Source organism: Streptomyces sp. NPDC102270, from assembly GCF_044766405.1.
Taxonomy (GTDB): domain Bacteria; phylum Actinomycetota; class Actinomycetes; order Streptomycetales; family Streptomycetaceae; genus Streptomyces.
The window spans coordinates 31,567-46,712 of record NZ_JBIWLX010000016.1; the positions used below are offsets into that span (position 1 = coordinate 31,567).

The window sequence follows — 15,146 nt, forward strand, 5'->3', positions numbered from 1 at the left end:
GACGATCAGTACCCGTACCTCACCAAGAGCTGTTGGCTCACCCGACCACTGCCGCGCGCACGCACAGCACGTCCGGCAGATGTGAGGCCAGCTGCCGCCAGCTGTCGCCGTCGTCGGCCGAGGCGTACACCTCGCCGTTGCGGTTGCCGAAGTAGACGCCGGCCGGGTCCGCGTCGTCCGTGCACATCGCGTCCCGCAGCACGGTGCCGTAGTGGTCCTCCTGCGGCAGACCCGAAGTGAGCGGTTCCCAGCTCTTGCCCGCGTCCGCCGTGCGGAAGACGCGGCATCGGCGACCGGCCGGGACGCGGTCCGCGTCGGCGTTGATCGGGAAGACGTACGCGGTCTCGCCGCGGTGGGGGTGGGCGACCGCCGCGAAGCCGAAGGTGGACGGCAGCCCCTCGCCGATGTCCGTCCAGTGCGCCCCCGCGTCGTCGCTTCTGTACACACCCCAGTGGTTCTGGAGGTACAGCCGGTCGGGGTCGGCCGCGTCCCGTGCGACCTTGTGCACGCACTGGCCGAACTCCGGGTTCGGGTCGGGCAGGAACACCGCGGAGACACCGGAATTGGACGGTTCCCAGCTCGCCCCGCCGTCCCTGGTGCGGAACACACCCGCCGTGGAGACGGCCACCGTCACCGCGCGCGGGTCCCGCTTGTCGGTCAGGACCGTGTGCAGACCCTCACCGCCGCCGCCCGGGACCCACTTCGAGCGGGTCGGATGCTCCCACAGTGGCCGGACCAGCTCGAAACTCTCCCCGCGGTCCTCGGAGCGGTACAACGCGGCCGGCTCCGTGCCCGCGTACACCACGTCCGGCTCGGCCGCCGCCGGGTGCAGCTGCCAGACCCGCTCCAGGGAGGCCCCGGTGTCCTTCGGGAACTTCACAGCGGGCCGGGCCGGCTCCGCCCAGGTGCGGCCCAGGTCGTCGGAGTGGAACACCGACGGCCCCCAGTGCGCGCTGTCACCGCCGGCCAACAGTCGCGGGCGGCCGCCCCGGGTGTCGATCGCCACCGAGTACACGGCCTGCGCGTTGAAGTACGGGCTCTCGTCGAACTCCCAGGTGCCGCCGCGCTCGCGCCCGATGAACAGGCCCTTGCGCGTCCCTACGGCAAGCAGCTTCTCGGCCATACCGATCACCTCCGTGACGTCTTTGTCCCAGACACCGGCCAGTCTGCACCCCGCCACTGACAGCCACCTCCGGAAAGGGCTTCACCGCAGGTCAGGGCGGGGATGGTAACCGGCCCCGGCGATTGACGGGCAGCTTTCGGCAAGATGCGCGCGGCGAGGGGCGGCCGGTGGAACCGTCGTGACGGAGAACTCGCCGTGAGCCGTGAGCATCGAGGGGGGATCTCCCGTATGGGAGGTCGGTCCGGCATGTTCGTGCGCCCGTCGCTCATGAGGAGGATGCCTTCGATGGCGTTCCGTGGTCCGAAGGTCTGGCTGTGGCGCTGGCGGCGCAATCCGCTCCGACGCCGTGCCGACGCCCTGGAGGCGTGGGTCGTGCTCGGTGCCTGGCTGCTCACCGTGGTGGCCGGGGTGCTCGCCGGTCTGGGGGTGAGCCGGGCGGTCGAGCACCAGTTGGCGCTGGAGCGCGTCGAGTGGCGGCCCGTCGTGGCCCGCCTCGCCGACCAGGCGCCGGGTACGGCCGATCCGGGCACGTCGAGCGGTGAACGGGTGTGGGGCGAGGTGGCCTGGACCGGGGCCGACGGTTCGCCGCACAAGGGCCAGGTGCGCGTCGATCCCGGCAGTGCGCAGGGCACTCCGGTCACCGTCTGGACCGATGCCCACGGCCGCCTGATGACCCAGCCCGCCACCGAGGGCCAGGCCCGGATCCGTGCCGGGATGATCGGCGCACTGGTGGGCCTCAGTACCGCGGCCGTCCCCTTCGTGGGGGGCCGAGTCCTGCGCGGTCGCATGGAGCGCCGCCGCCTCGACCAGTGGGACACGGACTGGGCGCACTTCGGACCGTTGTGGGCCGGGAGGCGGGCCGACGGGAGGTAGCACCGGCGGGCGGGGCCGCGTGGAGCGAACGACGTCACGCTGCCGTACCCCCCGGACGGCGATGTCGGCTGCCGTCGCCGGGCCGACAGCTCCACCCCAAGGAGTTCATGGAGCGGCGCTCCCGCAGGGCCGAGGGCGGCGAGGCAGGGGCCGGGGCCGTGCGGCGCAGTGCTCAGTGCCGTCGGCAACCTCCAGCCCCGGCCGCGTGCCCGGGGTGTCGCCGTACGAAAAGGCCCAGGCTCTCGGTCAGGACGTCGAGGACCCGGTCGTCCCGCTCCGGTGCGACCTGCCCGCTCACCACCAGCGCGAGCAGAAACGGCGCCGGCACGGCCTCAGTCGCCGCCGGGTAGCGCCCTCCCGAGGATCGCGTCCAGGTCCGCGGCGCCGGGCAGCGTGCCGAAGGCGTGCCCCCAGTCGCCGCCGAGCCGGCTCGCGCAGAACGCGTCCGCGACCGCCGACGGGGCGTGCCGGACCAGGAGGGAGGCCTGGAGTGTCAGGGCCATGTACTCCACCAGCCGGCGCGCACCCGCCTCGGACGCCGTTACCAGCAGGTCCTTGAGGCGGGCGACGGCCGTGTCCAGGCGGGCGTCCGCCCCCTGGGCCAGGGTGAGTTCGCCGAACAGCGCCTGAGCGGTGTCCGGCTCCCGGCGCAACGCCCGCAGGACGTCGAGGGCGTTGACGTTGCCGGACCCCTCCCAGATCGACAGCAGGGGCGCCTCCCGGTAGTGCCGGGGCATGCCGGAGTCCTCCACGTAGCCGTTGCCGCCGAGGCACTCCAGGGCCTCCGCCGTGAAGGCCGGACCCCGCTTGGTGACCCAGTACTTGCCGACCGCGGTGGTGATACGGCGGAACGCCTGCTCGCCGGTGTCCCCGCGTACGGCCCGGTCGGCGGCGCCCGCCAGCCGTAGCGTGAGGGTGGTCGCGGCCTCGGACTCCAGCGCCAGGTCGGCCAGGACGTTGCGCATCAGCGGCTGGTCGATCAGCCGGGCGCCGAACGCGCTGCGGTGCCGGGCGTGGTGACCCGCCTCGACGAGGGTCCTGCGCATCAGGGTCGCCGACATCATCACGCAGTCCAGCCTCGTGCAGTTGACCATCTCGACGATCGTCTTGACGCCCTGGCCCTCGGGGCCGACCAGCCAGGCCACCGTCCCGTCGAACTCGGGCTCGGAGGAGGCGTTGGACCGGTTGCCGAGCTTGTCCTTGAGGCGCTGGATGCGGAAGGTGTTGCGGCTGCCGTCCGGCAGGACGCGCGGGACGAGGAAGCACGACAGCCCGCCGGGCGCCTGCGCCAGCACCAGGAACACATCGCACATCGGTGCCGACGTGAACCACTTGTGCCCGCGCAGCGTGTACACGCCGGGCTCCGCGGTGGGGGTGGCCGTCGTGGTGTTCGTCCGGACGTCGGAGCCGCCCTGCTTCTCGGTCATCCCCATGCCGGCGAGCAGGCCCCGCTTCTCGGTCGGCACCCTGAGCTCCGGCTCGTACTCGCGGCCGGTCAGCAGCGGCGCGTAGACCTTCGCCAGCTCGGGCTCCCTGCGTAGCGCGGGGATCGCTGCGTACGTCATCGACGTCGGACAGCCGTGGCCCGCGTCTGTGTGTCCCCACACCAGGCCGCCCGCCGTACGCGCGACATGGGCGCCGGTACGGTCCTCCGCCCACGGTGTGCCGGCCAGGCCCTCGGCGACGGCGGTCCGCATCAGGTGGTGCCAGCTCGGATGGAAGTCGACCTCGTCGACCCGGTTGCCGTACCGGTCGTGCGTGCGCAGCACCGGCTCGTGCCGGTTGGCCTGGTCCGCCCACTCCTGGGCCTCGGCACTGCCGGCCCGCAGACCGAGCCGCCTCAGACCCTCCTCGGCCCAGTCGGCGCCCTCGCGGCGCAGTCCCTCCAGCAGGACGGGGTCGTCGGAAGCGTCGTAGGGGGCCAGGGGAGGGGGCTGGTTGGTGACGGCGTGGGTCGCGGCGGCCTGATCGGGCGCGGGGAGGGAGACCATGAAGTCCATGTTGCACTCGGCCTGCGACCGTAGCAATAGCGCAACAAGAGGAAGTCGGTCGTACAGTACGTGACCATGCGGAGGAACGTGTCGGAGCAGCCCGGCGAGGTCGACCTGCGGCCGCTGTCCGCCCGGTCGGTCGTGCTGAGCCTGCTGCTCGGCGCGCATCCGCCGGAGATGGCGGTGAAGGACCTGGTCCGCGCGGTGGAGTCGTTCGGGATCGGCGGCTCCACGCTGCGTGCCGCGCTCAGCCGGATGGTCAGCGCCGGTGACCTGCGGCGCGCCGACACCGTCTACGGCCTCAGCGACCGGCTGCTGGCTCGTCGGCGCCGTCAGGACGACTCCGTGCACCCCCGCACGCGCGCGTGGAGCGGTGACTGGGAGATGGTCGTGATCACCGCGACGGGCCGTGGACCGGCCGAACGCGCCGAGCTGCGCGCCCGGCTGACCGCCCTGCGGCTCGCCGAACTCCGCGAGGGCGTCTGGCTGCGCCCCGCCAACCTGCTGCGACCGCTCCCGGACGTCCTCGACGGGGTCGCCCAGCGCTACACGGCCCGCCCGGACGGTTCCGGCCCCGAGCTGGCCGCCGCGTTGTGGCCCCTCGACGGCTGGGCGGCCGACTCCCGGGCGCTGCTCGCCCATGTCGCCCGCGCGGACCGGCCCGCGGACCGGCTCACCGGCTTCGCGGCGGTCGTACGGCAACTGCTGACCGATCCGATGCTGCCGCCCGGCCTCCTGCCGCCCGACTGGCCCGGCGCGCGGTTGCGCTCCGCGTACGCGGCCTATCAGCGGGAACTGGCGGACACCGTGCCCCAGCACCAGCTCCGCACATGACACGGCGGCCGTGCGAAGCGCCGCGCGGGGACGCTTCGTACGGCCGCCTTCAGCAGCCGAGCGGCTACTTGTAGGTGATGTCCGAGGCCGCGTACTTGCAGTACGTACCGTCAGGCCCGGAGCCGTTCGTGGTCGGCTCCTTGCCCGAGTTGTTCCCGATGTACTTCTGGCACGGGATGATCTTCTTGCTGGAGTCGCCCACGATCGTGATCTTCTTCAGGGTCGCGCTGTCGCCGTAGTTGGTGTTGATGCCGACGAGCTTGTTGCCCGAGTAGGTCGCCTCGATGGTGTTGAGGTTGATCGTCCGCTTGTACTGCGTCGAGCAGTTGCCGCAGGACCGCACGAAGGTACCGAAGCCCTGCACCGCGAAGTTGGAGACGTTGAGCGTGCCGGCGCCGTTGAACTGGAACACCTTGTCGCTCGCCGACTTCGCGCCACCGCCGGAGACGGTGTACACGTTCGACGACGAGGAGCCGCGGAAGGTCGCCGCGTCCTCGCCGACGTCCTCCCACCACACGTTCTGGAGCGTGCAGCTGCCCGCGCAGTGGATGCCGTCGGCGGCGGGGGAGCCGATGATGACGTTCTTCAGGACGGTGCCCGCGGCCAGGTTGAGGATCGGGCCCTGGTCCTCGTCCTGGTTGTCGGTGCCCAGGTCGCCCGTGCCGTACAGGCGCTTCATCCCGTAGTCCTTGGTGCCGGACAGCTCGATGGTCGAGGAGACCGCCTGGCTGCCGTTGGCGGTGGGCCAGGTGGCCGCGGTCGCCGTCGGCGCATTGAGTGTCATGATCATGCCAACCGAAAGGCCGAGTGCGGCCATGGCTCCGGTCAGCGCGCGCCTGCGCGCGCGTGGACGTGCCGAAGAAGTCATGTCCCGAATCCTTCTTCCTTGCTGGGGGTGGATGTGTGGGGGTGTCAGAGCTTTCCGGCGCCCGCGCCGCCCGTCACCGAGGTGACGACGGAGGAGGCGGGCTCGGCGGTGTAGCTGTACGGAGCGGTGGTGAAGGTGCCGACCTGGGAGATCTCGGTGGCGGCTCCACCGAGGTCGTTGCCGCGCAGGTTGGCGTAGCCGTCCACGTCACTGTTCCGGTTCGTGGTGACAGCGACTCCGGTGCTCCGGAAGACGTTGTTCTCCACGAGCATCTGGGCGCCCATGCGCGAGTGCACCGCGGTCTCGGCGCCGACGACGTAGTTGTCGTAGAAGTGCCCGGTGCCGAAGCGCAGACTGGGGATGCGCGAGTTGACGTTGTTGAACCAGTTGTGGTGGTACGTCACCTTCAAGTGGCCGGTGTCCTGGCTTGCGTTGTTGTCGCTGTGGCCGACGAGCGAGCCCTTGAAGTGGTCCTTGAAGGTGTTCCAGGACACCGTGACGTTGTCGGAGCCGTGGTTGATGTCCAGCAGCCCGTCGTAGTAGTCCTTGTCGTGATCGCGGTCCGCCGAGAAGGAGTTGTGGTCGATCCACACCTTCGTCGAGGCCTGCACCTCGATGCCGTCGGCGGGTGCGAGGGGCTTGCTGATGTTCAGGTTGCGGACCACGACGTTCGTGACCTTCTTCAGCCGCAGCCCGCCGCCGGTGAACCCGGACGACGAACCGACCCCCAGCACCGTGGTGTTGGAGCCGACGTCGACCGTGCCGCTCAGCGAGATCAGGCCGTTGACCTTGACGACCTTCGCCGTGCTGCCGGTGACAGCCGTCTTGAAGGCGCTCAGCGTGGAGACGGTGACCGCGGAGGCGCTGCCGCCGCCGGTCGTTCCGGCGCCGAAACCGACGGGGGAGGAGTCGGCGGCCGCGGCCGACTGAGGGACGGCCAGGGCGGCCGCCGTCGCGAGCGCGACCGCACCGGCGGCCAGAGCGGATCTTTGCGCTTGTGTACGTGGGGGGCGAGTACGCATGCGGGTGCGTCCCTTCGTGGCGCCTGCCTGACGCCTGGTTGGTCATATACGTGAAGATCGTTCGCCATGTTGAACTGTGTACGCAGTGCAGAGCGGCAATGTGCGACCCAGGTGGGGCGGGTCGATCACATCGCTGAACGGAACGTAGAGGGTAAGCGCTTTCTGGTCAACGCTTTGCGCAGAAGACATTCGGTCGCCCAGGTGGGGGAGGGGGTGGTGACGGCGAGCGAATTCTTTCGACGTGTGGGAGCGCTTCCATGGCGGCCATGTGCATGCCACGATGCTCGCCGGACGCTTCCCTTCCGCGAGATTTCCGAGGACCTCCGAGAGCTTCCGAGAGGGTGAGTCGGTGGCGACTCCACACATGCGTACGTCTGTCGGCGGCCCGGTGCTCACTCCGCCCGCCCCGGGCCTCACGTCGCTGGCCAACGGACCGGCGGTTGCGGGCGACCGGGCCGTCCCGCTGCCGGAGTTCTTCGGCTGGATCTCCGCCGACCCGCTGAACGACCCCGATCGGGACGCCTGCCGGCCGATCGACTCCGTGAAGGCCCCGACGGTCTTCCGGTACACGCCGGCACGTCCACACGACGACCTCGGACACCGTCGGCGCGTCGAGCCTCGCCCACCCGAGCCTCGCCGGCTGGTGGCAGGCGGCCGAGGCGCCCCTGCCCCTCCTGGGCGCCTCCCCGGACATCGGCGATCGGTGCGCGGCCGCGCACCAGGTCTTCCCCATCGCGTGCAAGAAGCCGCGGTCCAGGCGCGGTAACAGCGGCGCCAGCGGCGCCAGTCGGAGCCGGTGGCCAGGGCCTCCACCAGCGTCAGGCGGTTTCCGGTCCCGGCGAGCGGTACACGTGGCTCACTACGAACAGGCCGAAGAGGTTGTGCTCGGGCGGCACGATCTCCCGACGCGCCGAGCTGTCTCAGCCACCCCCAACTGCCTTGGCAACCAGCCCTGTTGACCCAGATCAACTCATCCTGCCGATCCTTCCGAAAGAGAGGGGCAAGGACGTGTCCACCACCTCCAGGAGACCGCTGAGTTCCGTACTGCCGACCCTGCTGGCCTTACTCGCGGCGGCGCTCTTCGCCGCCGTTCCCACCGCATCGGCCCGCACGGAGGCCGTCCCCACGGCGACCCTCACCGAGGTCACCGGCTTCGGTGCCAATCCCAGCAACCTCCAGATGTACCTGTACGTGCCGGACAACGTCACCGCGCACCCGGCGGTCGTCGTGGCGGTGCACTACTGCACCGGCTCGGGACCCGCCATGTACAACGGCACCGAGTGGGCCCAACTGGCCGACACCTACGGCTTCGTGGTGATCTACCCCTCGGTCACCCGGTCCAGCAAGTGCTTCGACGTGTCCTCTCCGCAGGCGCTGAAACGGGGCGGCGGCAGCGACCCCGTCGGCATCAAATCGATGATCGACTGGACGGTGAACACCTACTCGGCCGACACCGGCAGGATCTACGCCACCGGCATCTCCTCCGGCGCCATGATGACGAACGTCCTGCTCGGCGACTACCCGGACGTGTTCGCGGCGGGCGCGGCCTTCTCCGGCGTCCCCTTCGGCTGCTTCGCGACGACGGACGGCTCCGAGTGGAACAGCGCCTGCTCGGGCGGCACGGTCACCCACACCCCGCAGCAATGGGGCGACCTGGTCCGCGCCGCCTACCCCGGCTACACCGGCACCCGGCCGCGCATGCAGGTGTGGCACGGCACCGAGGACGACGTGCTGCGCTACCCCAACTTCGGCGAGGAGATCAAGCAGTGGACGAACGTCCTCGGCGTCGGCCAGACTCCCGCCGCCACCGACTCGCCCGTCTCCGGCTGGACCCGCACCCGCTACGGCGCCACCGGTGACCGGGCCCCCGTCGAGGCGATCAGCCTCCAGGGCGTCGGCCACAACCTGTACAGCTGGGGCATGGCCGACCGCGCCCTGACCTTCTTCGGCCTGAACACCGGCGGCCCCGCGCCCGAGCCCCAGCCCCAACCCGGCGCCTGCAAGGTGACGGCCACGACGAACGCCTGGAACACCGGCCTGACCGCATCGGTCACCGTCACCAACACGGGCACGACGACGGTCACCGGCTGGAAGCTGGCCTTCACTCTCCCCGCCGGACAGACCATCACCAACGGCTGGGGCGCCACCTACACCCCGTCCTCCGGGGCGGTGACGGCGACGAACGCGACGTACAACGGCACGCTGGCGCCTAACGCGAGCGTCAGCATCGGCTATCAGGCGAACCACAGCGGGAACAGCGCGGTTCCGGGTGGCTTCACTCTCAACGGAGCGACCTGCACGTCGAGTTGAGGACTCACCGGCCATCGCGGTCCTCCGGCGGGGCGTTCCGGCGCAGTGCACGGGCGTCCCGCCGGACGGCGTGCCAGGAGCGCAGCAGACCTCGTACCTGGTCGAGCAGTCCGGTGAGGGCGTACAGGAACACGGACACCACGCTTGCCGCGCCCAGGATGTCCAGGACGATTCGCGACTCCATGCTCGGGGCCTCCTCCGAGAGGGAGGGCGATCGAACCGAGCGCGAGCCGCGGGCAGGATGGCAGGTGTCTCAGGTCGACCACCCTGAACCGACGGTGATCAACTGAGGCCCTGCCGGCGTGCAGGCCGCGTGTGAAGTTGTCGCGATTGACGCGCCACCGATTGCTCGGCGGACGCGCCCGAAAGGGACGCCGGACCCATTCCCGTCGCAGTCGGCGAGGCCGACCGTGCCCAAGAGAGCGTACGTCCCGAGCGCCTCGCGCCGAAGGCCCTTTACGGAAACGGCGTCACACCGACCGGTGGTACTGGTCCGGCACCCGCACGTCTCCGCCGAGCTCGCGTGCCGCATGCCGGGACCAGGACGGATTCCGCAGCAGTTCGCGCCCCAGCAGTACGGCGTCCGCCTCGCCGTTGGAGAGGATCTTCTCGGCCTGCTCGGTGTCCGTGATGAGGCCGACCGCGGCGACCGGGAGGGTGGTCTCCGCCTTGACGCGGGCGGCGAAGGGGACCTGGTAACCGGGGTCGACCGGGATGCGGACGCCGGACGCGTTGCCGCCGGTGGAGACGTCCAGGAGGTCGATGCCGTGGGCCTGGAGGTCGTGGGCGAAGCGCACGGTGTCGTCCGCGGTCCAGCCGCCCTCCTCCAGCCAGTCGGTCGCCGAGATGCGGAAGAAGAGGGGCTTGTCGTCGGGCCAGACCTCGCGCACCGCGTCGACGACCTCGAGCGCGAAGCGGGTGCGGTTCTCGTACGAGCCGCCGTACTCGTCGGTGCGGTGATTGCTGTGCGGGGAGAGGAAGTTGCCGATGAGGTAGCCGTGGGCGCCGTGGATCTCGGCGATGTCGAAACCGGCGGTGAGCGCGCGACGGGCCGCGTCCGCGAACTGGCCGACCACCTCGGCGATCTGATCAGACGTCAGCTCTGCGGGGATCGGGTGGTTCTCGTCGTAGGCCAGCGCGCTCGGGCCCAGCGGCTGCCAGCCCCCCGCGTCCGGGGCGAGCGGCGCGCCGCCCTTCCATGGCTGGTCGGTGGACGCCTTGCGGCCTGCGTGCGCGAGCTGGATTCCCGGGACCGTGCCCTGCGAGACCAGGAAGCGGGTGATGCGGCGGAACGCCTCGACCTGGGTGTCGTTCCAGATGCCGAGGTCGTAGGGGGTGATGCGGCCCTCGGGGCTGACGCCGGTGGCCTCGACGATGATCAGACCCGTGCCGCCGGCCGCGCGGGCCGCGTAGTGCGCGAAGTGCCAGTCGTCGGGGGCGCCGATCCCCGGGCCGTCCGGAGCGGCCGAGTACTGGCACATCGGCGGCATCCACACCCGGTTCGGGATCGTCACGTCGCGGAGGGTGAAGGGCTCGAAGAGTGCGCTCACGGCGGGCTCCAATCGTCACGGGACCGGTGCTGGTCGACTCGTACGATAGGCATCGTAGTACGCCAGATGTCAAACTACGAGAGGTCTCGTACAATGGGAGTCTCCGGGGGCCGGTCCGCGAGTCGGCAGAGCCCCGGGGAAGCCTGGAGAAGTGGAGCCGCCGTGACCTCCCCCGCCGTCAGCAGTCGTACCCTTCCGCACCCGGAGCGCGGCGAGATCCGGCTGGAGGGCGTCCTGCACGCCCTCTCCGACCCGATGCGCCTGCGGATCGTGCGAGAGCTCGCCGCGGTCGGCGACGAGCTCTCCTGTTCGCACTTCGACCTGCCCGTCACCAAGTCGACGACCACCCACCACTTCCGGGTGCTGCGCGAGAGCGGGGTGATCCGGCAGATCTACCGGGGCACGGCCAAGATGAACGGTCTGCGCCGGGACGACCTAGACGATCTCTTCCCGGGGCTTCTCGACAGACTCCTCGACGCCGCCGCCCGCCAGGCCGTCCGGGTCGGGAGCGCCTGACGCGGTCTTCGAGGGCAGGTGGTTGAAGAGCAGGTTCAGCACGATCGCCGTCAGGCAGCCCGCACTGATGCCGCTGTTCATCACCGTCTGGAACCAGTCGGGGAACTTCTCGTAGATCGTCGGCACGCCGACCGGCAGCACGCCCATGGCCACCGAGACGGCCACCACCGTCAGGTTGTGGTTGCCCTTGAAGTCCACCTGAGTCAGGGTCCGCAGACCGCTCGCCGCGACCGTACCGAACATCACCAGGCCCGCCCCACCGAGCACCGGCGCGGGTACCGCCGCGACCACCGCGCCCAGCTTGGGCAGCAGGCCCAGCAGGACCAGGATGCCGCCGGCCGTGGCGACGACCCAGCGGCTGCGCACCCGGGTCATGCCGACGAGGCCCACGTTCTGGGCGTACGCCGTGTAGGGGAAGGTGTTGAAGACGCCGCCGAGCACGGTCGACAGGCCGTCGGCGCGCAGACCGTCCGAGAGGGAGCGCGGCTCGACCCCGCGATCCGTCATCTCGCCGACCGCGATCAGGTCGCCGGTCGTCTCGGTCATCGTCACCAGCGCCACGACCAGCATCGACACGATCGCCGAGAACTCGAAGGTGGGCGCCCCGAAGTGGAACGGCGTGCTGATCCCGACCCAGTCCGCGTCCCCGACCCCGTCGAAGTCCGTGAACCCGAAGGGAACGGCCACCACCAGGCCCACCACGATGCCGATCAGTACCGCGATCCGGCTCAGGAACGCCGGCGCGAACCGCTGCACCCCCAGCACCACCGCCAGGACGAACACGGCCAGTGCGATGTTCTTCGGCGCGCCGAAGTCGGCCGACCCGACGCCGCCCGCCACCCAGTTGCCCGCGACCGGCAGCAGCGAGATGCCGATGATCAGAATCACCGTGCCTGTGACCAGCGGCGGGAAGAAGCGGAGCAGCTTGCCGAAGACCGGTGCGAGCAGCATGATCGCGAGACCCGCGACGATCACCGAGCCGTAGATCGCCGGGAGTCCGCCGCCCGTCGTGCCGATCAGGACCATCGGGGACACGGCCGCGAAGGTGCAGCCCTGCATGATCGGGAGCCGTACGCCGAAGCGCCAGAAGCCGACGCACTGGATGAGTGTGGCGATGCCGCACACCAGCAGATCGGCGGTGATCAGATATGCCAGGTCCGCCGGAGACAGCTTCATCGCGCCGCCGACGATCAGGGGAACGGCCACGGCGCCCGCGTACATCGCGAGGACGTGCTGGAGGCCGAAGGCGGCGAGCTGCCGTACCGGGGGTACTTCGTCCACGGGATGCGCAGGAGTGGTTTGGGCCATGTCCGAAACCGTAAGGGCGTTGAACAGTTTGTTGATTTCCAGGGTGTTGCCGGTTGGTTGCCCGGTGCGGGCCAGGGGGTGCACGCGCCCTAAGAAGCACTGCCGTGCACCGCGTTCATCAGGGACTGCCAGTCCGGGAGCTTCACCACACCCCGGCCCAGTGACGCGCCGAGCTGCGCCTCGGCTTGTTCGATGGCGCACCAGCCCGCCCACTGCACCACTTCGGCCCCGGCTGTCCGCAGTGCGTCGAGCGGGTCCCCGCGTAGTTCTTTGTGTACGAGCGTGGGGGCGTCCTCGAGCAGTGAGGTCACCGTCTCCTTGGCGTCCGGGCGGTTGGTGCCGATCACGCCTGTCGGGCCGCGCTTGATCCAGCCGGCCACGTACTCTCCCGGGACGGCGGAACCGCCCCGCACGACGCGGCCGTCGACGTTGGGCACCGTGCCGCTCTCCGCGTCGAACGGCAGCCCCTGCACCGGCATTCCCCGGTAGCCCACCGAGCGCAGCACCAACTGCGCCTCGATCTGCTCGAATTCCCCCGTGCCGCGCACGCCGCCATGCCCGTCCGGCACCGTCCGTTCGAAGCGGACCGCGCCCACGCGGCCGCCGTCGGCGAGGAGTTCGACCGGACGCAGGAAGAAACGCAGCGAGATCCTGCGGGAGGACGCCCGTGACTCCGCGGCCGCCCAGCCGCGCAGCACCTCCACGTTGCGGCGCTGCGGTGCGGGCAGGGGAGCGGGGTCGAGGAACGCCGGATCCAGCGCCAACTCCTCCGGCTGGACGGCCACTTCGGTGTCCGGCAGTGAACCCAGCTCGCGCAGCTCCTTGGTGGTGAAGCGGGCCTGGGACGGGCCCCGCCGGCCCACCATGTGGACCTCCGTCACCCGGCTGGCCGCCAGCGCGGTGAGCGCCGGATGCGGGATGTCGGTCGGGCTGAGCTCGGTCGTCCCGCGCGCCAGCATCCGCGTCACGTCCACGGCGACGTTGCCCACACCGATGACGACCGCCGACCGGGTGTCGGCCACGAAACCGTCGGCCATGGAGTCGGGATGCGCGCTGTACCAGGACACGAACTCCGTCGCCGACCAGCTGCCCGGCAGGTCCTCACCCGGAATCCCGAGATGCCGGTCGGTCGCGGCGCCCACGCAGTACACGACGGCGTGATACAGCTCGCGCAACCGCGCGGCCGGCACCCCGCCGGGGCCGATCTCCACACCGCCGAGGAACCGCACCCGTTCGTGCTCCAGGATGGCCCGCAGGTTGTTCTGGAGCGATTTGATCTTCTCGTGGTCCGGTGCCACGCCGTAACGCACCAGGCCGTACGGGCACGGCAGCCGGTCCAGGACGTCGACGAGCACGTCCGGGTCCTGCTGGACGAGGCTCTGGGCGGTGTAGCACCCGCTGGGCCCGGAGCCGACGACGGCGACACGCATGTTTCCAGGATCGCACCGCCACCGCTCCGCTGACAGGGTGCTGCGCGCGGCACGCGCACGCGTGTCCGTTCAGATGGAATGTGATCATGCAGTTACGTTGCGTGTGTGCTAGAAGCATCCTTTCTTAATCTTTCTGATCGTTGTCCGACGGACGGCAGCGTGTCCGTGTGGCCCGCGTGGGAAGTGCGGGAGGACGGGGACGTGATGGCGTGGTTCCACGTCCGGCTCGCCTTCGCCGACGGTGCCCGGGTGGACACGCTCGCGGTGGTGGCCGAAGGCGGCGTGTCCCTGGAGGACGTACGTGCGCAGCCTGCGCTGTCGCTCGAGGACCTGGGCGCCCTCGGCGACTGGATCGAGGGCCCGCTGTTCGAGGCCTGTGGAGTGGCGCCTCCCGGCGCCGCGTCGGGCAGTCGTGCCCGGCCCGCCTGGCCGCGTGGCATGGAAGGGCGCCGGCTGATCGTCGAGGAGTACCGGGCCGCCCAGGAGGACGGCGTCGACCCGGTCCTCGCCGTGATGTGCGCGACCGGGCACAGCCGCCGTACGTCGCTCCGGCTCATCTCCCAGGCGCGTGACGCGGGATTCCTGACACCACGGCACGCACGGCGCTGAACAGCCGAGTTCACCGGAGCATCCCGTTCAGAGCATGTCCCGCATCCGGTTGATCTCGCTCGTCTGCTGGGCCACCACGTCGTCGGCCATCTCCTCGATCCGGACGTTGTTGCCCTGCCCCTTCACGTCCGTCGCCATGGTGATCGCCCCCTCGTGGTGAGTGATCATCAGGGTGAGGAAGAGCTCGTCGAAGGCCTTCCCCTTCGCCGCGCGCAACTTCTTGACCTGCGCCTCGGTCGCCATGCCGGGCATCGTGGCGTGCGCGTGACCGTCGCTCTTCTCGGACTGGCCGTACTCCTTCAGCCAGGACCTCATCGCGCTGATCTCCGGTCCCTGTGCGGCCGAGATCCGCTCGGCGAGGGCCTTGAGCTTCGCCGACTCGGCCCGCTGCGGGGCCAGTTCGGTCAGCTCCAGGGCCTGGGTGTGGTGCGCGATCATCATCCGCACATACGAGACGTCCGCCGAGTTGGGCGTGTCGTCGTCGGCCCGCTGCTCCTGTGCGTCCTCGGCGGACAGGGTGCGGTTCGCCTCGCCGGGCTTGCCGGGTACCAGCACTGAAGGCCCGGTCGCGGGGGCGGACTTCGGGTCTGCGCCGCTCTCGCAGCCCCCGAGGGTCAGGGCTGCGAGAGCGGCCAGAGCAGCCGTCGCGTACGGCGCGCGGCGGAAGAGCACAGTGGCCACCCATGGCCCCTTCATTACAGGTTCGTTGCCC

The 15,146-nt window shown here is 70.5% G+C and carries 15 protein-coding genes; 5 read left to right on the forward strand and 10 right to left on the reverse strand.

Annotation, left to right across the window (positions count from 1 at the left end; all coding sequences use genetic code 11):
* Positions 1-37: 37 nt before the first annotated feature.
* Positions 38-1,180 (reverse strand): WD40/YVTN/BNR-like repeat-containing protein, encoded by a 1,143-nt coding sequence (locus ACIRP7_RS31265; RefSeq protein WP_403666007.1) that lies wholly within the window; start codon positions 1,178-1,180, stop codon positions 38-40.
* A gap of 228 nt (positions 1,181-1,408) precedes the next feature.
* Between ACIRP7_RS31265 and ACIRP7_RS31270 the strand changes: the two genes are divergently transcribed.
* A complete protein-coding gene (locus ACIRP7_RS31270; protein ID WP_403666009.1) occupies positions 1,409-1,996 on the forward strand; it encodes a hypothetical protein in 588 nt (195 codons plus the stop codon).
* Between the two features lie 172 nt (positions 1,997-2,168).
* Here the strand turns inward: ACIRP7_RS31270 and ACIRP7_RS31275 are convergent, their stop codons facing one another.
* Both ACIRP7_RS31275 and ACIRP7_RS31280 read right to left on the reverse strand, forming a co-directional pair.
* Positions 2,169-2,324 (reverse strand): hypothetical protein, encoded by a 156-nt coding sequence (locus ACIRP7_RS31275; protein ID WP_403666011.1) that lies wholly within the window; start codon positions 2,322-2,324, stop codon positions 2,169-2,171.
* A 4-nt stretch (positions 2,325-2,328) separates the two neighbouring features.
* Positions 2,329-3,987, reverse strand: coding sequence for an acyl-CoA dehydrogenase family protein (locus ACIRP7_RS31280; protein WP_403666013.1), 1,659 nt, complete (start codon positions 3,985-3,987; stop codon positions 2,329-2,331).
* Positions 3,988-4,062: 75 nt separating this feature from the next.
* On the opposite strand from ACIRP7_RS31280, the gene ACIRP7_RS31285 reads away from it, so the two are divergent.
* A complete protein-coding gene (locus ACIRP7_RS31285; RefSeq protein WP_403666015.1) occupies positions 4,063-4,821 on the forward strand; it encodes a PaaX family transcriptional regulator C-terminal domain-containing protein in 759 nt (252 codons plus the stop codon).
* 64 nt (positions 4,822-4,885) lie between these two features.
* Here ACIRP7_RS31285 and ACIRP7_RS31290 read toward each other — a convergent pair whose 3' ends face one another.
* Positions 4,886-5,689, reverse strand: a complete 804-nt coding sequence (locus ACIRP7_RS31290) for a pectate lyase (protein WP_403666017.1) — start codon at positions 5,687-5,689, stop codon at positions 4,886-4,888.
* A gap of 44 nt (positions 5,690-5,733) precedes the next feature.
* Positions 5,734-6,711 carry a polysaccharide lyase family 1 protein gene (locus tag ACIRP7_RS31295; protein ID WP_403666019.1) on the reverse strand — a complete coding sequence of 326 codons (978 nt, stop codon included), beginning with the start codon at positions 6,709-6,711 and terminating at the stop codon, positions 5,734-5,736.
* 1,008 nt (positions 6,712-7,719) lie between these two features.
* Here ACIRP7_RS31295 and ACIRP7_RS31300 point away from each other — a divergent pair.
* Positions 7,720-9,021 (forward strand): PHB depolymerase family esterase, encoded by a 1,302-nt coding sequence (locus tag ACIRP7_RS31300; protein WP_403666021.1) that lies wholly within the window; start codon positions 7,720-7,722, stop codon positions 9,019-9,021.
* Between the two features lie 4 nt (positions 9,022-9,025).
* Here the strand turns inward: ACIRP7_RS31300 and ACIRP7_RS31305 are convergent, their stop codons facing one another.
* On the reverse strand, positions 9,026-9,205 hold the full coding sequence (locus ACIRP7_RS31305) for a hypothetical protein (protein WP_403666023.1): 180 nt from the start codon (positions 9,203-9,205) through the stop codon (positions 9,026-9,028).
* A gap of 286 nt (positions 9,206-9,491) precedes the next feature.
* Positions 9,492-10,571 (reverse strand): NADH:flavin oxidoreductase/NADH oxidase, encoded by a 1,080-nt coding sequence (locus ACIRP7_RS31310; RefSeq protein WP_403666025.1) that lies wholly within the window; start codon positions 10,569-10,571, stop codon positions 9,492-9,494.
* A gap of 162 nt (positions 10,572-10,733) precedes the next feature.
* Here ACIRP7_RS31310 and ACIRP7_RS31315 point away from each other — a divergent pair, with 162 nt between their 5' ends.
* A complete protein-coding gene (locus ACIRP7_RS31315) occupies positions 10,734-11,087 on the forward strand; it encodes an ArsR/SmtB family transcription factor (RefSeq protein ID WP_403666027.1) in 354 nt (117 codons plus the stop codon).
* On the opposite strand, the gene ACIRP7_RS31320 is transcribed toward ACIRP7_RS31315, so the two are convergent.
* Both ACIRP7_RS31320 and ACIRP7_RS31325 read right to left on the reverse strand, forming a co-directional pair.
* Positions 11,007-12,395: a nucleobase:cation symporter-2 family protein gene (locus ACIRP7_RS31320; protein ID WP_403666029.1), complete on the reverse strand. Its 1,389-nt coding sequence runs from the start codon at positions 12,393-12,395 to the stop codon at positions 11,007-11,009. The two genes, ACIRP7_RS31315 and ACIRP7_RS31320, sit on opposite strands and share 81 nt — an antisense overlap.
* 89 nt (positions 12,396-12,484) lie before the next feature.
* Complete coding sequence (locus tag ACIRP7_RS31325; protein WP_403666031.1) at positions 12,485-13,825, reverse strand: FAD-dependent oxidoreductase; 1,341 nt, start codon at positions 13,823-13,825, stop codon at positions 12,485-12,487.
* Positions 13,826-13,984: 159 nt separating this feature from the next.
* Here ACIRP7_RS31325 and ACIRP7_RS31330 point away from each other — a divergent pair, with 159 nt between their 5' ends.
* A complete protein-coding gene (locus tag ACIRP7_RS31330) occupies positions 13,985-14,434 on the forward strand; it encodes a DUF6214 family protein (RefSeq protein ID WP_403666033.1) in 450 nt (149 codons plus the stop codon).
* A 27-nt stretch (positions 14,435-14,461) separates the two neighbouring features.
* On the opposite strand, the gene ACIRP7_RS31335 is transcribed toward ACIRP7_RS31330, so the two are convergent.
* Positions 14,462-15,130, reverse strand: coding sequence for a DUF305 domain-containing protein (locus ACIRP7_RS31335; protein ID WP_403666318.1), 669 nt, complete (start codon positions 15,128-15,130; stop codon positions 14,462-14,464).
* Between the last annotated feature and the right edge of the window lie 16 nt (positions 15,131-15,146).